Raw genomic sequence first — 21,254 nt, forward strand, 5'->3', positions numbered from 1 at the left:
ATCAGGATCGTTTTCACGGCAAGAGGACAACCTGGGTCTTCGGATCGTGCTCCAAGGCCGGCCTTCCGGCCACGATTACTGTGGCCCGCTCCCAGGGCCGGTCTTCGAGCAGGAAGGGAATTTCTTGGGCTTCCCACTCCCTGTGCAGGTCTTGTTCTTCCTGGCCATCTCGTGACAGCAGGCGACGTCGGGCTTCAAGGTTGTCGCACTGCACCCAGATCGAAGCGTCGAGTAAGTCCGAGAGCGCCCGGCGTGATGATCCGCTCCCTTCCACCCACACCACGGAACGCCCGGAGGGTAAAGCTATGGCACCTGGGCGACCTCGGGCCACCCAACCGGGCGGACGGTAGTGGACTGCCTCGCCTTGGAGCAGGGGTTCGAGGACACCGTCACGGAGTTCATCGGCCCAGTCAAAGAACGAGAGATGCCACGCTACATCGTCCGTGTGGACCACATCTGAGTCCGGCACCCGAGCAAGCAGACGGTTGACCAGGGTGGTCTTGCCTGCCCCGCTCCTTCCGTCAACCGCTACAATCCAGGGCCGGTTCGGATGTTGTCCTGCTGCCGGCAATAGCCGCCGCACCAAGGTTTCCAGTGATTTGGCTTGCCAGGGTCCCGCATCCGGCTCGCCGACTTCAGGCTTCATGTCCATGGTTACCTCGCTTTAGATGGAGGGGTCTCCTGGCTGCGGTGCATGCCGTCCGTCCAGCATGGCGCTGCTGCTGCCCTGCGGCACCACGACGTGCACGGCGTTGCGCTGTACGGTGAAGTCGGCGGACGTGGCAGTGGCGATCTCGCCGTCGAGGTTCACCGGCAGCGGCTGCTCGGTGACCACCCGGACACGTCGGCTTGTCAGGTGGTACACCCGGTCGTGTTTGATGAAGCTTCCGTCCTTGAGTAACCGTGCGATGCTCACGTGCTCACGGAGCGGCCCCGCCAGGATGGCGTAGATGTCCAGGGTGTGATCGTCGATCCCAGCCGTGGGAGAGACCGTGTTGCCGCCGCCGTAGTGCCGGCCGTTGCCGACGGCCACCTGAAGCAGGTTTTCGAACTCCATCGGCTCGTGGTCCCCGTCGGGGAACTCGAGACGGGCCGGGAAAGCCTTGTGCCGGGCATAAGCGCTCAGGGTGGCAATGCCGTATGCCAGCGGCCCGATGTACCGCTTCAGGCGCGGGCTAAGAGCTTCGGTAACAGCCACGGAGAGGCCTACGGACGCGACGTTGAGGAATGGCTCGCCGTTGGCCCGGCCGAGGTCGATGTCCACCACCTTCCCGTCCGCGACGGTAGCGCACGCCTCGGCCAGGTTGCTCGGTATCTCCAGCGTGCGGGCGAAGTCGTTGGCGGTGCCCAGTGGAAGAACGCCGAGCATGACGTCGGTGCCTGCAACCCGGCCGGCGGCGCAGCTCACCGTCCCGTCGCCGCCGGCAACAACCACCAGGTCGTGCCCGTCCGCCACCACTTGATCGAGTGTGCCGGCCAGCTGTGCTCCCGACAGCACGTGGTGCACGGAAGTGACCGGCACGCCTGCCTTTTTCAGCCTGTCCACCGCAAATTCACGCGCTGCGGCCCCCCGGCGGGATCCGGCGTTAATCACCACGGCGGCAGAGCACGCTTGCGCAACCTTCATGAGGGACATACTAGGTCGATTGCCTGAGTAGCGCCTGCGAGCTGGGTGGCTGCCAGGATTGCCTCGTGTCCCGCGGCATCTGTTGTTCCTCGGTATGAGGGCTCAGCGCTTTCTGGGCCATCTGATGGAGGCGGCGCAGAGAACTGCTGATGACATCCATAAGGCTCCCCCGGGTCCTGCTGGAGCTGCCAGCAGTCCTGCCCCGATCGGCAGGGCCACCTGTCCGAGCCGGTTGCCGAGCAGCCTCAGCGCCAGTGCGGCTCCCCGCGCATCCGGAGGAACCGCCTGCGTGATGAGTGTCATCGTGATCGGCTGACCGAGTCCGAGGAAGAATCCAACGATTGCCAGGAGGACAGCCGCCACGACAGGATTTCCAAACAGCCATGGCAGGAGCGACAAGCTGATCCCTGCCCCTGCAAGGCTGGCGGTGATGAGTCCGGTTCTGCTCCATCGGGTCAGCATGACGGGCAGGAGCAGACGGGATGTGATGGACGCTGCCGCCCGGATGGCCAGCAGGATGCCGATTCCGATGGGGGCGATCCCCTTTTCCTCTCCCAGCAGAGGCAGGAACGCAACGATGATGTCAGTCGTGGCCAGCAACGCAAGGCTGGCAAGCATGTTGGTCTTCACGGTGGGGATGCCCAACAAGTGGCCCACCGACTTCGATGTGGGGGCCTTCGCTGGCGCTGCCTCTGAGGTTTCCCGGGCACCCGCGCGTTCTTTCGCCGATGCCCCGAGAGCCACTGGTATGGCCAGCACCGATATAACGCCCGCCAGTATCAATGCCGCGTTGGCATCCATCAGCCGGGCGTCGGCCGGCGCGTTTCCTGCAGATCCCATGGCCAGGCCTGCAACAAGTGGACCGACGAGCTGGCCCAGGGAGAATGACGCAGTGAACCAGCCGAAGGCTGCGTCCATCCGGCTGAGCGGAACAAACCTTGCGATGGCGGACTGTCCAGCAATCGTGAAGCACAGGTGTCCAATGCCCAGTACCGCACTGGAGATTCCAACGAGCAGAAGGGACGGGGCGGTGGACAGCAGGAACGGGCCGCCCGCCAGCAGGAGCGTCCCGGCCAAGGTGATGCCCTTCATCGACGTCCGGCGGTCTGACATTCTCCCGAGCCAGAGGGCGATCGCCACGGGGAGGAGGGCGAACGAAGCAGAGGTAAGGCCCACTGCCACCGAGTCACCGCCGAGGGCCAGCACCTTATAGGAGATCAGGGGCCTTGCCAGGTTGAGGGCGATCTGGCAAAGCACTGCTGAGGCAATCAGCATCCATAGCCACCGCATGGACTTCCGCTCGCTCACCGCTTCCCCTTTGGCTCCGCCAGGTCAGCGGATGCCAAACGCGGCGATTCGGGTGAGGATTCGGATGTGTGGTGAAGGTAGCGCGCTTCTGGAAGGCAATCCTTCACCGGAAGTCCGCGGTGGTGTCTTTGGCGACGTCCAACAGCGTTGCCTGGAAGGCCATCTCCGCGGCGGCGCGCACCCTGTCGTGGCGGTGGGCGAGGAGCACTCTTCGGGACGGGGCACTCGAACCGAGGGACACAATGCTGACACCTGGATGCTTGTTTACCACTGCGGTTCGCGGAGCAAGCGCTATTCCCAGGCCAACACTGACCATGGCCTGGGCCTCCTGGTAGTCGTTGGCCTGGAAAGCTATTCGTGGGGTGAACCCCGCAGCACGTGCGCTTCTCTGCAGTACTTCAACCACAGGGTGTGCGTCGCCGCGAACGATCCATTCTTCTGTGGCCAGGTCTGCCATGTCCACCTGCTTCCGGCGCGCCAGCCGGTGGTCCTTGCCAACAATGAGCGCAGTGGCGTCTTCGAAGACAGTGGTGAGGGCAAAGTCCCCCGGCTTGATCCGGTTCCATTCGTAGTCCCACAAAAGAGACATTCCCACCTGGCCGTTTTCCAGCATTTCCACGAGGTCCTCGAAGCGGCTGCTGCGGACGTGCAGCTCAATTGCCGGATACTCCTTCTTGAACCTGCTGATCACGAGTGGCAGGAATGAACCGCCCAAAGTGGGGAAAGTTCCCATGGTGAGGCTGCCCCGGTTGAGTCCTGCGATTTCCGCAAGGTCAGCTTCTGCCGCAGCCATCTGCCGCAGGATCCGGCGGGTGTGCGATGCGAGGACATGCCCTGCATCCGTAGGTACCATCCCGCGGGTTTGTCTCTGCAGCAGCGGCTGGCCGATTTCAGCTTCGAGCCGTCGAAGCTGTTGGGATACGCCCGACGGGGAATACACGTGCTTTTCCGCGGCAGCGGTAATGGATCCAAGCTCCACCACGTCCAACAATAATTCGAGCCTTCGAATGTTAAGCATGGCCCCTCATTCCCTTTGAAGCATCACTTACTCCCCCCTCACGATTCTAGACACCTGCTTCATTGAAAGCGTAATTTCGCACCCCGCAGTCCTCAACCTTGCCATGGTTGCCCACAACCCCACGTGAAATGGCGGCAAATGCCATTAGTGATTGAAGTATTAGTGCATGGACCTGCAGATATTGGCGTTTGTAATTCATGTGCGGTACGGATCACACTGAGACCAGCCAGCAGGGCTTGCAGGCCCAACGAAGGGCCCAGGAAGGTGTGAAAGCAATCATGTACAAGATCCCAGCAGCATGGATGCGGGGCGGAACCAGCAAGTGCTGGGTGTTCGAATGGGACAACCTTCAGGTCCCCGGGAAAAGCGTGGACGAAGTTCTCCTGCGTCTCTTTGGCAGCCCCGACCACCGTCAGATCGACGGCGTGGGAGGCGGAACCTCCACGACAAGCAAGGCGGTCATCCTGTCCCGCTCACTCACCGACGGGGCCGACGTCGACTACACGTTTGCACAGGTGGCCATCGACGAGCAGAAGGTGGACTGGGGCAGTAACTGCGGCAACTGCTCGGCCGTTGTCGCACCCTACGCCATCCAGCGCGGTTGGGTTGTTCCCGGCGAGGAGGTCACCACTGTACGGACGCTGAACACCAATACCGATCAGCTCATCCTGCAGAAGATTCCGACGCCGGGCGGGAAGCTTCAGGATCCGGGCACCCAGGTGATTCCCGGCGTTCCGTTCCCGGGGCTGTCGGTCGGTATGGGATTCCTGGATCCCGCCGGGAGAACCACCGGGAAGCTGTTCCCCACCGGTGAACCGGTGGAGAAGGTGACATTCGATGGGCGCGAAGTTGCGGCCACCCTTATTGATGCCGGCGCTCCCCTGATCATCCTGGACGCTGAATCGATCGGCCTCACCGGCAAAGAGACCGCCGCGGAGATCGATGGCCAGGCTTCACTCCTCGTGCATTTGGACGACGTTCGTAGAGACGCCGCCGTGCGCATGGGCCTTGCGTCCACAAGGGCCGAAGCGGCGCGGGCGATACCGAAGCTGGCGCTGGTCGGCAGGGCGGGCCAGGACGATGAAGCTGACCTCAACGTGAGAATGCTGTCCATGGGCAGGCTCCATCCGGCCTTGGCCATCACAGGAAGCGTGGCGCTGACCATGGCCGCGCAGCATGAAGGCACCGTAGTCAGGGACCTCCTCACAACTGATCCTTCCTCCGGCATGATCATGCGGACCCCCGCCGGCATCGTCCAGACCTGGGCGGAAATTCGCGACGGCGTGCCCGTCGTCGGAACCATTCGGAGTGCCCGCCTCATCGCGGACGCCGAACTGCTGCTTCCAGAGTCCTGGTAAGCGGAACCCCAAAAAAACAGCCTGTCCTCTTCTTGACGCCGGAGTGGTGTTGCATTGAGGTAGGCCCAACCAAAGGATTCCTCAATGACGAGCAACAAGTCATCCTTGGAGCCGCCCGGACTCTCCCCGGAAGGCATCGACGTGCAGACCGAGCAAAGCGAACAGCCTGAACCGCCCAAGCACTCCCGGCGGACCATCCTCACGGCTGTCGGCGCGTTCGCACTGCTGGGCACCGCAACCACTGTCTTGGGCGGAAGCTTGCTGAACCCACCCTCAAGCACCGAAGACGGCGATTTCAGCGGCGAAACCCTTGAATTCCTGATCCCCCTGGCGTCAGGGGGTGGAACGGATACCTGGGCTCGGTTCATTGGGACGGAGCTGACAAACTACGTTCCCGGTCGACCGGGTTTTGCGCCCGTGAACGAGGCCGGCGGCGAAGGCATTCTGGGCACCAACCGGTTCGCCCGCTCAGCCAAGACCGACGGCACCGAGATCCTGGTCGGCACTGCATCAACCGTCGTGCCGTGGGTGCTGGGACGTTCGGCCGTGAAGTACTCCTTCGAAGACCTCAAGCCTGTCGTTGTGAACGGTACTGGCGGAGTCATCTACGCCCGGGCCGAAGCCGGTGTGGCCGGTGTGCAGGACCTCATCAACAGGGACCAGCCGCTCGAGTTCGGCGGGATCAGCGCCACGGGCCTGGACATCACCACCCTGGTAGCCTTCGACCTGCTTGAAGCCGACGTGACAAGCACCTTCGGGTTCGAGGGCCGGGGCCCGGTGAACCTGGCGCTTCAGCGCGGGGAGATCGACCTGGACTACCAGACGACCTCCGCCTACGGCTCCGCCGTCGCAGGCATCGTCAAGGAAGGCAAAGCCGTTGTCCTGATGTCCTTCGGCCAGCTCAACGAAGCCGGGGACGTCATCCGTGACCCCAACTTCCCCGACGTGCCGACTGTGGCAGAAGCATACGAAACGCTCCACGGGAAGAAGCCCTCGGGCGAAAAATACGAGGCCTACAAGACCCTGCTTGGACTGACCTACACCTACCAAAAAGGACTCTGGGTTCCACAAGAGACCCCGGAGAAGGCCTACGAGCTGCTACGCCAGTCCAGCGAAAAACTGGGCACTGATGCAGGATTCCAAGAAAAGGCCGCCAAAGTCCTCGGCGGCTACCCCCTGGTTGCGGACCCCGGCACAGCCGACCGCGTCCGGGATGCCTACAAAGTCAGCGGCTCCGTCCGGTCCTATGTCACAGGGCTGCTCGCGGACAAATACAACATTCACGTTGAGTAAGGACCATCATGCTTGATTCAGCAATGGCAGCGCTGGCATCCCTCGCTGACCCCTCCCTGCTCATCATGCTCCTGATCGGCACAGTCGCCGGCCTGATCATGGGCCTCATCCCCGGACTCGGCGGCACGGGCGCCGTCGCGATCCTCCTGCCCATCACGTTCGGCATGGAACCGCCCCAGGCTCTGGCCCTCCTCATTGGCGCCCTCGCAGTAGTTCATACTTCGGACACCGTCTCGGCTGTTTTGCTCGGCGCCCCGGGCTCCGCGTCAGCCAGCGTCACGATGCTCGACGGATACTCCATGGCAAAGAAAGGACAAGCGGCCCGGGCACTAACCCTGGCGTTCCTGTCCTCCATGGCCGGCGGCATCATCGGCGCCGTCGGCCTGACACTGGCCATCCCCTTGGCCAGGCCCCTCGTCCTTTCCTTCGCCAGTCCCGAACTTTTCATGCTGACCGTCCTTGGCGTATCTTTGGCGGCAGTCCTGTCACGGGGAAACATCATCAAGGGAGTCTCGGCAGGCCTCCTTGGCCTGATCCTGGGAATGGTTGGGACCTCGCCGACCACAGCCGAGGAACGCTTCACCTTCGGCAGCCTGTTCCTCGGCGACGGCCTGTCTCTCGTCGCCGTTGCGCTGGGCATCTTCGGCCTGGCCGAAATCGCATCCCGTGCCAGCCAGCGCCGCGGACAGAAGGAAACCATCAGCCTTGGTGGCGGATGGGGCCAGGGCATCCGGGAATGGCTTACCCACTGGACCCAGGTCATCCGCGGCGCCCTCATCGGTATCTGGGCAGGCGTCCTGCCCGGCGTCGGCGCCACCGCCGGAACCTGGATGGCCTACGGCCAGGCCGTCGCAACCGCCAAAGACAAGCGCCAGTTCGGCAAGGGAGACCCCCGCGGCATTGTCGGCCCCGAAAGCGCCAACAACTCGGTGGAAGCCGGCGATCTGATCCCCACCCTCCTCTTCGGCATCCCCGGCGGTGTCCCGTCAGCGATGCTCCTGGGCATGCTCCTTACCTACGGCATCCAGCCAGGACCTTCCATCATCACCGAACACCTCGACCTGATGTACCTGATCGTCTGGTCCTTCGCGATCGCTTCGATCCTTGGCGCGCTGCTCTGCTTCCTCAGCGTCAAACAGCTCGCAAAACTGACCAAGGTCCCCTTCGCCGTCCTGGCAGCAGGCCTCGTAGCCATCATGCTCCTGGGCTCATTCCAGGAAGGCGGCCAGCTCGGCGACCTCTGGATCATGATCATCCTCGGCGCCTTCGGTTGGCTGCTGAAATCGACGGGGTTCCCCCGGGCACCGTTCCTCATCGGCTTCGTCCTGGCCATTCCGCTGGAACGCTACTACTTCCTCACCGACAGCCTCTACGAAGGCTTCGACTGGATGGCCCGCCCCGGCGTCATGGTCTTCCTGGCAATCCTGATCCTGCCGATGATCTGGGCGTTCATCAAGTTCATCCGCGCCCGCCGACGCACCAACACTGACGATGGCCACCGGGACGAACAGCCCGAGGACGACGAAGCTCCGCTGAAGAATTCAGCCTGGTCCCTCACAGCATCAGGAATCTTCTTCATCGCCTTCGCCGCCGCCTTAATCTCGTCCGCCTCATTCTCACCGGAAGCCAGACTGGTCCCCCAGCTGGTGAGCACCGGAGGCCTGGTCTTCTCCGGCATCCTGCTCTTCATTGAGATCCGGACAAGGCTTCGTGGCAGAACCCCGAAGGCAGACGAGACCCTTGCTCAGGAGGCAGAGGGCATCCTTGACACACAGCCCGCGAAGGCAGGTTGGACCCTTGACGCAAAGTTCGCGTTGAAGACCTTCCTATGGATGACAGGCTTCCTGGCTCTCACGGCCGCCTTCGGATACCTGATTGCAGTCACGATCTTCATCCCGGCCTTCCTCCTGATAGTCGCAAGGGCCCGGCTCAAGGTCGCGATCATCTACACCGGCGTCCTGTACGTCGTGCTCCTGGCACTGCCCTCGCTCCTGCCGATTGACCTGCCGCAGGGCTGGCTCAACACCCTCGTCTAGCACCGGTACACCACCCAAATAGAAGGCCATTGGAGAACGAAAAATGACTGTACTCGTAGCCTATGCACCCGCTCCCGAAGGCAGGGAGGCGCTGACTGAGGGGATTAAGGAAGCCCATCTTCGGAAATCAGACCTGCTCATCGTGAATGTCGGCCGTGGCCACCACGACCTGGACGCGCAGGAACTGCGGGAGTTGGAAGGCCAACTGACCGACGCCGGCCTGGCCCTGACCATCGAATCCTCGATCCTGGCAGATCCGGGGGACGCGGTCATCCAGATCGCACAGGACCGGAGCGCCGAAATGATTGTTATTGGACTGAGGCACCGGTCCATGGTGGGCAAGCTCATTCTGGGAAGCACCGTTCAGCGCATCCTGCTGGACGCCACCTGCCCCGTACTCGCCGTCCGGTCAGACAAACTCTGACCGGTGCCACTGCTGCCGGACTCATGGTCCGGTGAGCGTGCTGCCGTTCCCGCACTCCATCGCAACAGGTAGCCCGACGGACGGGCGCGGGACTGCGCAGCATGCAAAGGAGGCAGGGTGACCACACTGGTCGCCCTGCCTCCTCCTATTTGCGTCGAAGTCCGGTTAGAGACCGAGGTGCTTGTTCAGTTCGTCAAGGCACTTCACGACGGCGATATTAAGGGCCGTAACGAACAGGGATATGTAGACGCGTGCTGTTTGATGCACTACCATTGTCAACAATTCACAATCAGCGGAAGGAAAAACATGCGTCCATACGTATACGTCCCTGCAGCCAAAATTACCGGTGAGCTGGAGCCCAACGGCCACCGTGCCGGCTATGACTCGGGTGACCCTAAAACGGCGATCCTGAAGTTCGACTCCGGTTTCCAGACTGGCGTCTGGGAGTGCCAGCCCGGCGGCTGGAACATCACCCCCCGCGAGGACACCGAGGTTTGCTACATCGTCAGCGGCCGCGTGACCGTCACGGATGGCGCCACCGGCAACGTCCACGAGGTCTCCGCCGGCGACGTTGTGGTCCAGCCCAAGGGCTGGTCGGGCCGCTGGGAGGTCACCGAGACCATCCGCAAGGTGTACACCCACGGCTTCGACTGAGCACAACTGACCTGGCGCTAGGCTACCGGGCCGCACCCTCATGGAGGGTGCGGCCCGCTGGTTTTTCCGGCGCCGCCGCCGATTTGAACCCCACCAGGTCCTCGCCATACCCCGTCAGCCGGGGCAGCAATAGTCAGCCGGACTGGAGAACCCCCTGATAGGTGAAGGTCCCAGACACAGGCCAGCGCCCGGTGAAGCCCTAGAACATCGGAAGCACAAAACCCGCAATGAAGGCGACGGTACCAATTCCGGTGAGGATCCGGCCAAGGGCGACGGCGGTCCTCCCTGCTGGCTCAGGAGCTGCGGTCTGCCACTGAGTGGGGCGGTTGGGGTGATAGTAGATCGGCAGCGTGTCCCCCACAGCCAGGTCTTTGATGTCATGTGGCGACATGGGCGCATGGTGGACGCGGTACTTTTGGTCGAACCAGCGGAAGCCCGTCCCGGTCGGGTCGGAGTACACCACGCCCTCCGCTACGGACCAAGGATGCACAAAACGCCGCAGGATCCCTGTGTATACGAGCAGGATCAGCCCGGTGGGCAGGCACAGCCAGGTCAGCATTTCCAGAATGGGACCTGCCATTTCAAGCACAGTGGGCATGGTCTTGATGGTACAGGGGACAGGTAACCATCAGCCGACGCAGCGCTTCAGGCTCTGTTGGGCTGCCAATCTAGACACGTACAATCGCTGAACTGCTCAACAGTTGCAGTTGAACTGTTGAACTGTTGACATTAGACGAAAAGCAGGGTTTCATTGCTATACGGAACGAGAGCTGAGTCACAGCTCAGCTCATAGGAAGCATCAAGACCAACGCTGGCCTCACCTGTTGCATCAGGACGCCGTGAGGAAAGGCCTTGGAAAGACTGCACCCGCTTCAGCCGGCATGTGCCGCTGAATCACTTTGAAGGGAAGCATCATGAAGACCATCAATAAATTCCAGACGGCGGCTGCCGGGCTCGCCGTTGTATTGGCCTTGTCCGCTTGTGGCGGCGCGGCATCATCGAACGCCCCGGCCGCGGAACTTTCGAAGACGCAGAACACCCGGGACGTTTCTGAGGGTGTCCAGCCGGACGCGGCGGCGGTGGCGTTGTTGCCGGAGTCGTTCAAGTCCAAGGGCGAGATCACGGTGGCGATGGATCTGAGTTCCCCGCCGATGACGTTCCTGGCCGAGGATAACTCCACCCCGATCGGGCTGAACCCGGACCTTGCCCGGCTGGTGGCGAAGAAGCTGGGCCTGAAGCTGAAGTTCGAAAACACCGCGTTTGACACGATCATTCCCGGGATCGACGGCGGCCGGTACGACTTCACCGCCACCACGATGTCCGCCACCGAAGAGCGGCTCAAGGTCCTGGACATGATCAACTACCTCAAGGGCGGCTCGGCCGTCGCGGTAGCCAAGGGCAACCCGAACAACCTGACCAACGACACCCTGTGCGGGAAAAACATTGGCGTGACCAAGGGCTCCACCCAGCAGCTCAAGCACCTGCCGAACGTTTCGAAGTGGACCTGTGAGGAAAAGGGCCAGCCGGCCATCAACGCCATCACCCTGCCCAACGTCCAGGAAGCCCTGACGCAGCTGGACTCCAAGCGGATCGACGGGGTCTTCTACGACGCTTCCGCCCTGGCCTGGGCCAACGAACAGCAGCCGGACCACTTCCACATCCTGGAGCCCAGGATGGATACCCGCACCAACACCAACGTCGCGATGGGCGTCAAAAAAGGCTCAGCGCTGACCCCGGCCCTGCAAAAAGCCATCCAGTCCGTGCTGGAAACCCCCGAATACAAGGAATCCCTGGAGTACTGGGGCCTGGGCGAATCAGCCATCACCGAAGCCGCAATCCGCTAAGGGACATCCATGCAGCAAACAACTCTTGAACGAAGCGGACCCGGCAAGAACCGGACCGACCCGGCGCTGAAACCACGGCTCAAACGGCGCAGCACCTTCGAATACGTCGCCTGGGTACTGTGCTCCCTGATCGGCATCGGCATCCTGGCCTCGGTCTCGACCAACCCGAACTTCAGGTGGGGCGTCGTCGCCCAATACTTCACCCACGAATCCATCCTGCGCGGGCTGATGCTCACGCTCTTCCTGACCTTCGCCAGCATGGCCCTGGGCACCCTGCTGGGCCTGGGCCTGGCCGTCATGCGGGCCTCCAGCATCAAACCCGTCGCCGCGACCGCCGGGGTCTACATCACCATCTTCCGCGGCACCCCGGTCCTAGTGCAGCTGATCTTCTGGTTCAACGTCGCCGCACTGTATCCGAACCTGTCCATCGGAATCCCGTTCACCGACATCGGCACCGCGATCGACGTCAACGCCCTGATGGCACCCATCACCGCAGCCCTGGTCGGGCTGACCCTGAACGAGGGCGCCTACATGGCCGAGATCATCCGCGGCGGGTTCTCCTCCGTCGGCAAGGGCCAGATCGAAGCCGCAGACTCCCTCGGGATGAGCGCCGGGACGAAGATGCGCAAGGTCATCATCCCGCAGGCGATGCCCTCGATCATCCCGGCCACCGGCAACCAGGTCATCGGCATGTTCAAGGGAACCTCCCTCGTCAGCGTCCTGGGTGTGGCCGAACTGCTCCAAAGCGCCCAACTCATCTACGCCCGGACCTACGAGACCATCCCGCTGCTGATCGTCGCCAGCCTCTGGTACCTGGTGATGACCCTGCTGCTGAGCTACCCGCAGTCCAAGCTCGAGGAAAAATACTCCCGCTCAACCTCCAGGCTTCCCCGCAAGGCCAAGAAAGCGGTTGTGCTGACAGAACCGGAAGAAGGTAACCTCCGATGAGCAACGACGGCACCATCCTCGCCCAGAAGATCCGCAAGTCCTTCGGACCCAAAACAGTCCTCAAAGACATCAACCTCGACATCGCCAGCGGCGAGATCTGCTGCATCATCGGCCCCAGCGGCTCCGGCAAATCCACCATCCTGCGCTGCATCAACGGCCTGGAAACAGTGGACTCCGGAATCCTGAAAGTCAACGGCGAAGACTTCGGCTACTACGAAACCGAGCACGCCTACCACGCACTGCCACCCAAAAAACTGGCCGAACAACGCACCAGGGTGGGCATGGTCTTCCAGTCCTTCAACCTCTTCCCCAACATGACCGCCCTGGAGAACATCATGTCCGGCCCCGTCCTGGTCAAAGGCGCTGACAAGAAGCAGGCCGCCAAACGGGCGCAGGAACTCCTCGCCAGCGTCGGCCTGGCCGGGTTCGGAGACTACTACCCCGCCCAACTCTCCGGCGGCCAGCAACAACGCGTCGCGATCGCCCGCTCCCTGGCGATGGACCCGGAGATCATGCTCTTCGACGAACCGACCTCAGCCCTTGACCCGGAAAAGGTCGGTGAAGTCCTCACCGTCATGAAACAGCTCGCCAAGAAGGGCATGACCATGGTGGTGGTCACCCACGAAATGGGCTTCGCCCGCGAAGTCGCCGACTCGCTGATCTTCATGGACGACGGCTACGTCATCGAACGTGGCGACGCCCGCGAAGTCCTCACCAACCCGAAGGAAGCCCGCACCCAGGCCTTCCTGGAACAGGTCCTCTAAACCATGGACGGAAAACTCGCCATCATCGGCCTGGGCAGCATCGGCTCCATGGCCCTCTGGCAAGCCAGCCGTCTGTCCGAAAACGTGGCCGGCTTCGAGGCCCACACCCCCGCCCACGGCCGCAGCGCCGTGGGCGGGGACACCCGGCTCTTCCGCATGATCTACCGCGGCAACCCCAACCTCTACCCCATCCTGGAACGCTCCCGCCAGCTCTGGGCCGAACTCGAAGCCGAAACCGGCCAAAACATCCTCACCCACACCGGCGGACTCTCCATCGGCACCAAAAACGGCCCCTACCTGTCAGCCCTCCTGGAAACCACCCAACAAACCGGGGCCGAGCACGAAATCCTCAGCCGCGAACAAATGGCCCAACGCTACCCCCAGCACAACCTCCGCCCGGACGACATCGCCGTCTACGACCCCCACGCCGGTGCCCTGCGCACCGACCGCGCCGTCACGGCCGCCATCACCGCAGCCCAAACCAACGGCGCAACCATCCACACCAACACCCCCATCGACGCCATCACCGAAACCACCGACGGCGTCCACATCACCTCCGGCGAGAAGTCCTGGACCTACGAAAACGTCATCATCTCCTCCGGCGGCTGGTCCCAGCGGCTGATGCCGGAGTCCCTGCGGGCGCACACCCAGCCGAACAGGGTCTTCCTGACCTGGTTCGTCGCCAAAGATCCGGCACAGTTTTCGCCGGAGCGGTTCCCCGTCTTCATCCGGATCTCCGGAGACCACTCCATGTATGGCGCACCGGCCGTCGACGGCGCCACGGTCAAGGCAACCTTGGACTTCCGCCCGACCCCGACCGAGAACCCCGACGCAGTTCCCCGGGAACTTACTCTGGCAGAGGTCGCCGAGACAACCGAGACGGTGAGCGAGTTCTTCCCGGGCCTGTACCCCAACATCGTGCGGTCGGACGCGTTTCCTGACCTCTTTACCACCGACCGCAGCCCATTGGTCGGGCGGTTCAGCGAAGGAAGCAGGATCTACTGCGCCACGGGATTCTCCGGCGGCGGCTTCAAAAATGCCACCGGCTACGGCCAGATCGCCGCATACGAAGCCCTCGGTAAACGCACCTTTGACGGCCTGGACTTCGTCCGGCCCCAACGATTCAAAACCGGCTAACCCGGCGAACCTTTTCCCCACGACACTGAAAGCGTGACATGAGTCTTTCCTTTGATCCCACCACTCTTCATACTGACTTGTTCATCGACGGTGCCTGGCGGAAGGCCTCCAACGGCGCCACATTCGCCGTGGAAAACCCGGCAACGAATGAAATCATCGCCCACGTCGCCGACGGCGGACCCGAGGATGCAGCCCTGGCCATCCAGGCCGCCGGCCGGGCCCAGGCAGCCTGGGGCAAGTCCACCCCGCGGGAACGGGCAGACATCCTGCGCCGGGCCTTCGAGCTGGTCATCGCCAACACCGACCGGCTCGCCGCGATCATGACCGCCGAAATGGGCAAACCCCTCGCCGAAGCCAAGGGCGAGGTAGCCTACGGCGCCGAGATGCTGCGCTGGTTCTCCGAAGAAGCCGTCCGCATCGGCGGGGACCAGACCACCTCGGTGGACGGCAACACCCGGATCATGATCACCAAGGAACCCGTCGGCCCTTCCGTGCTGGTCACGCCGTGGAACTTCCCGCTGGCCATGGGCGCCCGCAAGATCGCCCCCGCCGTCGCCGCCGGCTGCACCATGGTCTTCAAACCCGCGGAACTGACCCCGCTGACCTCCCTGGCCCTGGTGGACATCTTCCAGCAGGCAGGCCTGCCCGACGGGGTCCTGAACGTCGTCACCACCGCCAGCGCCGCCCCCGTGGTGGAGAACTGGACCAGCAGCGGCATCGCCCGCAAGATCAGCTTCACCGGCTCCACCGGCGTCGGCAAAATCCTGCTGCGCCAGGCATCCGAGAACGTCATGCGCTCCTCGATGGAACTGGGCGGCAACGCCCCCTTCATCGTCCTGGCCGACGCCGACATCGAAAAGGCCGTCGACGGGGCCATGAAAGCCAAAATGCGGAACATGGGCGAAGCCTGCACCGCCGCCAACCGCTTCTTCGTCCACCGCTCAGTGCTGGCCGAATTCTCCGAAAAGTTCGCCAAGAAAATGTCCGAACTCCAGGTCGGCAACGGCGCCCTGGCCGGAACCGACGTCGGTCCCCTGATCGAACAAAAGGGCCTGGACAAGGTCGAAAGCCTCGTCGCCGACGCCGTCGCCAAGGGCGCACGCGTCCTGACCGGCGGAAACCGCCCGGAAGGCCCTGGCTACTTCTACACCCCCACCGTCCTGACCGACGTGACCCTGGACGCGGACCTGATGAACAACGAGATCTTCGGCCCGGTCGCAGCCATCACCCCCTTCGACAGCGAAGATGAAGTGCTGCATGCAGCCAACGACACCGAATGGGGCCTGGTGGGCTACGTCTTCACCGAAAACATGGCCAAAGCCCTGCGGTTCTCCCAGGAACTCGAAGTAGGCATGGTGGGCATCAACACCGGCCTGGTCTCCAACCCGATAGCACCCTTCGGCGGCATCAAGCAGTCCGGACTGGGACGCGAAGGCGGCAAAATCGGCATCGAAGAATTCCTCGAGTACAAATACACCGCAATAGCCATCTAAGAATCATTCGGTGAAGGAGATGAGAGGATCCGCAGCAGGCAAAGGCCTGTTCACCTTGGAAGGAAGGTCCACCGCGCAACTGATTGCCGATCAGCTGCGCGAACACATCATCCAAGGCATTTTCCGCCCCGGAGACCAGATCAACGAATCCATCATCGCCGTCCAACTGAACACCTCCAGGAGCCCCGTCCGGGAAGCGGTGCAACGCCTGTGCCAGGAAGGCATTCTCATCAACCGGCGCAACCATGGCGTGTTCGTGCTGGAAATTTCTGCCCAGGACAGCAAGGAAATCTACGCTGTGCGTGAGGCCATGGAAACAACCGCCGCAGATACCCTGCTCAACAGCAGCCCCAAGCACCTCAAGGAGACCTGCCGGGCCCTGAAAACAATCCTCAGGAACATGCAAAAGCGGGTTGACGCAACCAATAGGCAATCCATCGCCCAACTGGACATGGAATTCCACACCACAATTGTGGCAGCCGCCGGCAACAGCAGAATGACCCGAATTTACGAAACCTTGGCCGCCGAATCAACAATGTGCATTCTTAACCTGGAGATCTCCTACCCGGAAGCACAGACCCTGATCCAGGAACACCAGAACATCCTCAACCTGCTCGAAACCGGCAACAGGGAAGAACTCCGGCAAGCCCTCAAAAACCACCTGCAAAAAGCCGTCCATGACCTCGCCAGAAGCGACAGCCAAATCGTAGCCAGCACTCCCTGAATGGTCTACTGCACTACAGTTGACGATCCCTGTACCATGAAGGCATGGTTGAGCAGATAAAGATAGTCCATTCATCTACGGTGCAGCAGGTCGCAGATGGTCTCACAGCCATGATCCTTAGCGGGGGTCTCAAGCCAGGGGAACGCCTCAGGGAGAGTCTCCTCGCGGACAACCTGGGGCTTTCCCGGAACACTGTTCGTGAAGCCGTCCGCATAGTTCAAGCGGGCGGCCTCATTCGCCACCGCGCCAATCAGGGCGCTATCGTGTGGGACCCCACCGACGCCGAAATCATGGACGTCTACAACGCCCGGTACCACCTGGAGACCACTGCTGCGCGGAGCATCTCCGAAAGCACCTCCATGGACGAAGTCCACGCCGCCATGGAGGAGTTCCGGGCCGTTTTGAAGAGCGGCGATCCGTTCAAGATTGTCGAGAAGGACCTGGCGGTTCACAGCGCGATTGTCGGACTCCTCGGAAGCCAGAAGTTGAGGACCTTCTATCAGCAATTAGTGACCGAACTGAGGTACTTCATGTTTGTTCTTTCCATTGAACATCACGAGTACGAGGACCCGGACACACTCGAATCTGAGCACCAAAACATAGTTGATGCGCTTGACTCGCGTGACCCTGTCCTGGCGGAGAAGGTCGTCTCCGATACGATCATCCAATATCGGGAATCGATCCGGGAAATTATCGCCCAACGGCACCCAGCAAGCTAAAGGGGCAGCAGGCCATCTTCCACTCGCGGCCCGTCAGCGCGGGATCTATCAAGAAGCCGTAGCCCATACTGCTTAGTCGGCGGGGACGAATCCGAGTTCTTTGTCCACGATGTTTTCGAGTGGTTCGCCGTTGCGGTAGCGTTTGAGGTTTTCCACGAAGAGCTTGCCGAGGTCATCGAGGTAGTTCTCGGTGTCGCCGCACATGTGCGGGGTGATGATGACGTTTTCGATGCTCCAGAGGGCGTGTCCGGCCGGGAGGGGTTCCGGGTGGACAACGTCCAGGGCTGCTCCGGCGATGGACCCCGACGTCAGGGCCTCCGTCAGCGCCGCGGTATCCACCAGTTGGCCGCGGCCCACATTGATGAGCCGGGCCGAGGGTTTCATGGCTGTGAGGACTTCGGCGCCGACCAGGTTTTGGGTGTCGGCGGTCAGCGGGGCTGCCAGGACCACGTAATCGTAGTCGTGAACTACCGTGGCGAGGTCGCGGGAGGAGTGGATCCGGTCAAAGGCCGTGTCTCCCGGCCGGGCTGTTCTTCCGGCGCCGTCCACGTCCATGCCGACGGCGCGGAAGAGCCGGGCTATTTCCCGGCCGATGGAGCCGGTGCCGACCACCAGGGCGGTTTGGCCCTGGATTTTGCGGGTGGTCCGGTGCTGCCAGCGCTGTTCCTGCTGCAACCGGAAAGAGCCCTGGGAGTCTTTGGCCATGTCCAGGACAAAGCCGAGCGCGAACTCGGCGATGGCTGTGCTGAGCACGCCGCGGGAGTTGGTGTAGACAACGTTGCTGCGGATCAGTTCCTCGAACAGGAGCTGGCTGACACCGGCTGCCGTGACGTGGATCCATTTCAGGGTGGACGCGGCGCCCCAGTTCTCCCGCAGTGCCGGCGAGAACGAATGCCACTGGTAGAGCACGTCGGCTCCGTCCAGCGCCTCCGCGAGGCCCTCTGCCTTGGTCAGCCGGACGTCCGCGAGCTCCTCGACCTCTGCCAGCCGGGGCGGGAGCGCCTCCCGGTAAAGAGCGGCGACGACGGGCCGCTTGGGTGCTGGGGCGCCGGTCCTCATGCTGTCCGTTCGGTCAGGCCGCCCAGGACCTGCCAGCGGGCCTGTGGCTCGCCGAGGTTGATGATGGTGTTTTTGGGTTCGGTCATTTCGCGGACCGCGTGGCTGACGCCTTCGCGGCCGACGCCGGATTTCTTGAACCCGCCAAAGGGCATGGAGTCGATCCGGACGTCGCTGGTCTCGTTGATGACCACGGCGCCCACGTGCAGTTTCTCCGCGATCGCCAGGGCCAGGTCGATGGACTGGGTGAAGACGCCGGCCTGGAGGCCGAACTCGGTGTTGTTGGCCGCGAACACGGCGTCGCGGACCTCGATGAACGGCAGGATGCTGACCACCGGTCCGAAGACCTCGTCCCGGATCACCCGGGCGTCCGAGGGCACATCGGTCAGGACCGTGGGTTCGTAGTAGGCGCCGCGGCGGGTGCCGCCGGCGTGGATGGTGGCGCCGGCCGCTGTGGCTTCGTTCACCCATTCCTCCACGCGGCGGGCCTCGGCCTCGGAGATCAGCGGGCCCACGTCGGTGGCCCGGTTAAGTTTCGGCCCGGTCCGCAGCACCCTCGTGCCCGTGGTGACGAGCCCCAGGACCTGGTCGAACAGGGAGGTGTGGACGTAGACCCGCTGGACCGACAGGCAGTTCTGCCCGGCCACCCCGAACGCGCCGGCCACGACGGCCTTCGCAGCGGCCTGCGCGTCCGCGTCCGCGCAGATGATCGTGGCGTTGTTCCCGCCGAGTTCGGAGAGGATTTTCTTCGCCCCGGCCGCCGCGGCGATCCGTTCGGCCGTGGCGGGGCCGCCGGTGAAGGAAATCAGGTCAACACCGGGGTCCGTGACCACGGCCTCGGACACGCCGGGCCCGGTCACGATCGCCGCGATCCGGCCCGCCGGGACACCGGCTTCCAGCAGCAGCTGGACAAAGGCCAGCCCGGTCAGCGGCGTCCGGGTGGAGGGCTTGAGCAGCACCCCGTTGCCGCCGATCAGCGCCGGGCCCAGCTTGTGCGCCACCAGGTTCAGCGGGTCATTGAACGGCGTGATCGCCGCAACGATCCCCACCGGCTTCCGGCTGTACCAGCCAATCTTGCCCGCACCGGCCATGCTGTCCTCAAACCCCAGGGTCTCCCCCGCCAGCTCCCCGGCAGCCGCCGCCGACAGCCGCAGGGTCTCACCGCAGCGACGAACCTCACGCTCGGCCTCGGTAATGGTCTTGCTGCTCTCGGACGCGATAATGTTCGCGAACCGCTCAGCCTGCTCCGCCAAAAGCAGCACCGCCTTTTCCAGGGCCTGCCGGCGGGCACGCAGCGGCCAGTCCTCGCGGTGCAGGTGCCGGTGGATGTGGGCAATCGCCCGCCGGACATCCGCCGCCGTGGAACTGCACACCTGCCCCAACAGGAAGCCATCTTCAGGATCCCGCACTTCCAACGTCAGATCGGCAGTCTGCCACCGACCTTCTAAGAAGGCACCGCCAGGGAGGCGCGCCACGTCCGCCCGCGCGTCGGTCGTTCCGGTGGATCCAGTTGTTTCCGGGCGCGCGTCAAGAGCGTTAATGGATGGAAGCATGGGATTTCCTTCGTGGGCCTAGCTGAAGCGGTCGATGATCTTGGCGGCCCCGCCGATGAAGGGCAGGAACCACGGCGGGCCGAAGTGGCCCGGCACGGGCGGATTCTTCAGGTCTTCCCACACGTTGGCGCTCTTGTCGCCAGCCATGTAGTGAGCCATCCGCTTACCCATGTGGGCAGCCATCTGCACGCCGTGTCCGCTGTAGGCCAAGGAGTAGTAAAGCCCGTCGTGGACACCGGCATGAACCATCTGGTCCATGGAGAGGTCCACCAGGCCGCCCCAGATGTAGTCCACCTTGGCGTTGGAGAGGTAAGGGAAGAGCTCGAGCATGGCCTTGCGGAGGATCTCGGCGCTCTTGACGTCCGAGTCCGGGCTGGACAGCGCGAAACGGGCCCGGCCGCCGAACAGCAGCCTGTTATCGGGTGTAATTCGGAAGTAGTAACAGAGCATCTTGCTGTCCGACGCCATGCGCCTGTTCGGCAGGATCCGGTTGACCACGTCTTCGGGCAACGGCTCGGTGCAGATGATGAAGCTGCCCACCGGGATCACCCGACGCTGCAGCCACGGGGTGACGTTGCCGGTGTAACCGCTGGTGGCCACCAAGACCTGCTTGGCCCGCGTGATGCCCCGGGTGGTGTGCACGTCGTGCACAGTGCCGGAAACCTTCTTCAGCTCCGTGACACCGGCTTCCTCGCAGATATCAGCCCCGGCGACGACAGCCGCCCCGCCCAACCCATGCACAAACTTGCCCACATGCAGCCCTGCTCCCAGCGGGTCAAGCATGGCCCCCTGGTAGAAGTCCGTACCGATTTCGCTGTGGATCTCAGACTTGGGGATAACGGTGACATGGTGGTCGGCCAGGGCGGCCATCTTCTCCTGCGACCTCAGGAAGCCTTCGTAGTGGGACTTGTGGAAGGCCAGCGAGAGCTTCCCGTCCCGCTTGTAGTCGCACTCAATGCCATTGTCATGCACCAGCTTCTCGATGCTGTCGATGGCGTCGTTGTATTCACGGAACATCTCCACGGCACGCGTGGCACCGTAGCGCTTCACCGCCGTGCCGAAACCGATGGCCAACCCGGTCGTCGCCATTCCCCCGTTGCGGCCCGATGCGCCCCACCCCACGGTGTGGCGTTCGAAAACTGCAACGCTGGCGCCCTGCTGGGCAAATTCCAGGGCAGCGGAGAGTCCGGTGAAGCCGGCGCCGATAATGGCGACGTCGACGTTCTCGGGTACCGGGGTTCGCCGGTAGTCCCCGGACGGTTCTGCAGTGTCCAGCCAATAGGGGTTGAGTTTCACGG

The 21,254-nt window shown here is 63.0% G+C and carries 20 protein-coding genes; 12 read left to right on the plus strand and 8 right to left on the minus strand.

Features of this window, described 5'->3' with window-relative positions; translation table 11 throughout:
- Window positions 1-13: 13 nt before the first annotated feature.
- From F8G81_RS19835 to F8G81_RS19850, 4 genes are all read right to left on the minus strand, one after another.
- A complete protein-coding gene (locus F8G81_RS19835) occupies window positions 14-652 on the minus strand; it encodes a uridine kinase family protein (RefSeq protein WP_267276346.1) in 639 nt (212 codons plus the stop codon).
- 12 nt (window positions 653-664) lie between these two features.
- Window positions 665-1,636 (minus strand): lipid kinase, encoded by a 972-nt coding sequence (locus F8G81_RS19840; RefSeq protein ID WP_267276347.1) that lies wholly within the window; start codon window positions 1,634-1,636, stop codon window positions 665-667.
- 93 nt (window positions 1,637-1,729) lie between these two features.
- On the minus strand, window positions 1,730-2,935 hold the full coding sequence (locus tag F8G81_RS19845; protein ID WP_267276348.1) for an MFS transporter: 1,206 nt from the start codon (window positions 2,933-2,935) through the stop codon (window positions 1,730-1,732).
- A gap of 103 nt (window positions 2,936-3,038) precedes the next feature.
- Window positions 3,039-3,953, minus strand: a complete 915-nt coding sequence (locus tag F8G81_RS19850) for a LysR family transcriptional regulator (RefSeq protein WP_267276349.1) — start codon at window positions 3,951-3,953, stop codon at window positions 3,039-3,041.
- 278 nt (window positions 3,954-4,231) lie between these two features.
- Between F8G81_RS19850 and F8G81_RS19855 the strand changes: the two genes are divergently transcribed.
- The 5 genes from F8G81_RS19855 to F8G81_RS19875 all read left to right on the plus strand — a co-directional run bounded on the left by F8G81_RS19855 (window position 4,232) and on the right by F8G81_RS19875 (window position 9,718).
- A complete protein-coding gene (locus F8G81_RS19855) occupies window positions 4,232-5,311 on the plus strand; it encodes a PrpF domain-containing protein (RefSeq protein ID WP_267276350.1) in 1,080 nt (359 codons plus the stop codon).
- Between the two features lie 84 nt (window positions 5,312-5,395).
- Window positions 5,396-6,604 carry a Bug family tripartite tricarboxylate transporter substrate binding protein gene (locus F8G81_RS19860; protein WP_267276351.1) on the plus strand — a complete coding sequence of 403 codons (1,209 nt, stop codon included), beginning with the start codon at window positions 5,396-5,398 and terminating at the stop codon, window positions 6,602-6,604.
- 8 nt (window positions 6,605-6,612) lie between these two features.
- Complete coding sequence (locus F8G81_RS19865; protein WP_267276352.1) at window positions 6,613-8,640, plus strand: tripartite tricarboxylate transporter permease; 2,028 nt, start codon at window positions 6,613-6,615, stop codon at window positions 8,638-8,640.
- Between the two features lie 43 nt (window positions 8,641-8,683).
- Window positions 8,684-9,064 carry a universal stress protein gene (locus F8G81_RS19870; protein WP_267276353.1) on the plus strand — a complete coding sequence of 127 codons (381 nt, stop codon included), beginning with the start codon at window positions 8,684-8,686 and terminating at the stop codon, window positions 9,062-9,064.
- A gap of 306 nt (window positions 9,065-9,370) precedes the next feature.
- Window positions 9,371-9,718, plus strand: coding sequence for a cupin domain-containing protein (locus tag F8G81_RS19875; RefSeq protein WP_267276354.1), 348 nt, complete (start codon window positions 9,371-9,373; stop codon window positions 9,716-9,718).
- Between the two features lie 199 nt (window positions 9,719-9,917).
- On the opposite strand, the gene F8G81_RS19880 is transcribed toward F8G81_RS19875, so the two are convergent.
- The gene (locus F8G81_RS19880) at window positions 9,918-10,316 is read right to left on the minus strand and encodes a hypothetical protein (protein WP_267276355.1); all 399 of its coding nucleotides are present in this window, start codon (window positions 10,314-10,316) and stop codon (window positions 9,918-9,920) included.
- Between the two features lie 316 nt (window positions 10,317-10,632).
- Between F8G81_RS19880 and F8G81_RS19885 the strand changes: the two genes are divergently transcribed.
- From F8G81_RS19885 to F8G81_RS19915, 7 genes are read left to right on the plus strand one after another with little or no spacing between them, the layout of a single operon-like run.
- Window positions 10,633-11,562, plus strand: a complete 930-nt coding sequence (locus tag F8G81_RS19885; protein WP_267276356.1) for an ABC transporter substrate-binding protein — start codon at window positions 10,633-10,635, stop codon at window positions 11,560-11,562.
- Between the two features lie 9 nt (window positions 11,563-11,571).
- Entirely contained in the window at window positions 11,572-12,510 is a 939-nt protein-coding gene (locus F8G81_RS19890) for an amino acid ABC transporter permease (RefSeq protein WP_267276357.1), read from the plus strand.
- Window positions 12,507-13,274 (plus strand): amino acid ABC transporter ATP-binding protein, encoded by a 768-nt coding sequence (locus F8G81_RS19895; protein ID WP_267276358.1) that lies wholly within the window; start codon window positions 12,507-12,509, stop codon window positions 13,272-13,274. Before F8G81_RS19890 ends, F8G81_RS19895 begins: the two co-directional genes overlap by 4 nt.
- A 3-nt stretch (window positions 13,275-13,277) precedes the next feature.
- Complete coding sequence (gene solA / locus F8G81_RS19900; RefSeq protein WP_267276359.1) at window positions 13,278-14,411, plus strand: N-methyl-L-tryptophan oxidase; 1,134 nt, start codon at window positions 13,278-13,280, stop codon at window positions 14,409-14,411.
- A gap of 38 nt (window positions 14,412-14,449) precedes the next feature.
- The gene (locus tag F8G81_RS19905) at window positions 14,450-15,904 is read left to right on the plus strand and encodes an NAD-dependent succinate-semialdehyde dehydrogenase (RefSeq protein ID WP_267276360.1); all 1,455 of its coding nucleotides are present in this window, start codon (window positions 14,450-14,452) and stop codon (window positions 15,902-15,904) included.
- Between the two features lie 19 nt (window positions 15,905-15,923).
- Window positions 15,924-16,628 carry a GntR family transcriptional regulator gene (locus tag F8G81_RS19910; RefSeq protein ID WP_267279307.1) on the plus strand — a complete coding sequence of 235 codons (705 nt, stop codon included), beginning with the start codon at window positions 15,924-15,926 and terminating at the stop codon, window positions 16,626-16,628.
- 44 nt (window positions 16,629-16,672) lie between these two features.
- Complete coding sequence (locus tag F8G81_RS19915) at window positions 16,673-17,347, plus strand: GntR family transcriptional regulator (protein ID WP_267276361.1); 675 nt, start codon at window positions 16,673-16,675, stop codon at window positions 17,345-17,347.
- Between the two features lie 72 nt (window positions 17,348-17,419).
- Here F8G81_RS19915 and F8G81_RS19920 read toward each other — a convergent pair whose 3' ends face one another.
- The 3 genes from F8G81_RS19920 to F8G81_RS19930 are packed head-to-tail and all read right to left on the minus strand — an operon-like array spanning window position 17,420 to window position 21,252.
- Window positions 17,420-18,406: a D-2-hydroxyacid dehydrogenase gene (locus tag F8G81_RS19920; protein ID WP_267276362.1), complete on the minus strand. Its 987-nt coding sequence runs from the start codon at window positions 18,404-18,406 to the stop codon at window positions 17,420-17,422.
- Window positions 18,403-19,956, minus strand: coding sequence for an aldehyde dehydrogenase family protein (locus F8G81_RS19925; RefSeq protein ID WP_267276363.1), 1,554 nt, complete (start codon window positions 19,954-19,956; stop codon window positions 18,403-18,405). The genes F8G81_RS19920 and F8G81_RS19925 overlap by 4 nt, the downstream gene beginning before the upstream one ends.
- Window positions 19,957-19,974: 18 nt before the next feature.
- Window positions 19,975-21,252, minus strand: a complete 1,278-nt coding sequence (locus F8G81_RS19930) for an NAD(P)/FAD-dependent oxidoreductase (RefSeq protein ID WP_267276364.1) — start codon at window positions 21,250-21,252, stop codon at window positions 19,975-19,977.
- Between the last annotated feature and the right edge of the window lie 2 nt (window positions 21,253-21,254).

The organism is Arthrobacter sp. CDRTa11 (assembly GCF_026427775.1).
Classification (GTDB): Bacteria; Actinomycetota; Actinomycetes; order Actinomycetales; family Micrococcaceae; genus Arthrobacter.

Coding starts and splice junctions, on each gene's coding strand:
- F8G81_RS19835 (WP_267276346.1), bottom strand. CDS start 652: ATGGACATGAAGCCTGAAGTCGGCGAGCCGGATGCGGGACCCTGGCAA.
- F8G81_RS19840 (WP_267276347.1), bottom strand. CDS start 1,636: ATGTCCCTCATGAAGGTTGCGCAAGCGTGCTCTGCCGCCGTGGTGATT.
- F8G81_RS19850 (WP_267276349.1), bottom strand. CDS start 3,953: ATGCTTAACATTCGAAGGCTCGAATTATTGTTGGACGTGGTGGAGCTT.
- F8G81_RS19855 (WP_267276350.1), top strand. CDS start 4,232: ATGTACAAGATCCCAGCAGCATGGATGCGGGGCGGAACCAGCAAGTGC.
- F8G81_RS19860 (WP_267276351.1), top strand. CDS start 5,396: ATGACGAGCAACAAGTCATCCTTGGAGCCGCCCGGACTCTCCCCGGAA.
- F8G81_RS19865 (WP_267276352.1), top strand. CDS start 6,613: ATGCTTGATTCAGCAATGGCAGCGCTGGCATCCCTCGCTGACCCCTCC.
- F8G81_RS19870 (WP_267276353.1), top strand. CDS start 8,684: ATGACTGTACTCGTAGCCTATGCACCCGCTCCCGAAGGCAGGGAGGCG.
- F8G81_RS19875 (WP_267276354.1), top strand. CDS start 9,371: ATGCGTCCATACGTATACGTCCCTGCAGCCAAAATTACCGGTGAGCTG.
- F8G81_RS19880 (WP_267276355.1), bottom strand. CDS start 10,316: ATGCCCACTGTGCTTGAAATGGCAGGTCCCATTCTGGAAATGCTGACC.
- F8G81_RS19885 (WP_267276356.1), top strand. CDS start 10,633: ATGAAGACCATCAATAAATTCCAGACGGCGGCTGCCGGGCTCGCCGTT.
- F8G81_RS19890 (WP_267276357.1), top strand. CDS start 11,572: ATGCAGCAAACAACTCTTGAACGAAGCGGACCCGGCAAGAACCGGACC.
- F8G81_RS19895 (WP_267276358.1), top strand. CDS start 12,507: ATGAGCAACGACGGCACCATCCTCGCCCAGAAGATCCGCAAGTCCTTC.
- solA (WP_267276359.1), top strand. CDS start 13,278: ATGGACGGAAAACTCGCCATCATCGGCCTGGGCAGCATCGGCTCCATG.
- F8G81_RS19905 (WP_267276360.1), top strand. CDS start 14,450: ATGAGTCTTTCCTTTGATCCCACCACTCTTCATACTGACTTGTTCATC.
- F8G81_RS19910 (WP_267279307.1), top strand. CDS start 15,924: ATGAGAGGATCCGCAGCAGGCAAAGGCCTGTTCACCTTGGAAGGAAGG.
- F8G81_RS19915 (WP_267276361.1), top strand. CDS start 16,673: ATGGTTGAGCAGATAAAGATAGTCCATTCATCTACGGTGCAGCAGGTC.
- F8G81_RS19920 (WP_267276362.1), bottom strand. CDS start 18,406: ATGAGGACCGGCGCCCCAGCACCCAAGCGGCCCGTCGTCGCCGCTCTT.
- F8G81_RS19925 (WP_267276363.1), bottom strand. CDS start 19,956: ATGCTTCCATCCATTAACGCTCTTGACGCGCGCCCGGAAACAACTGGA.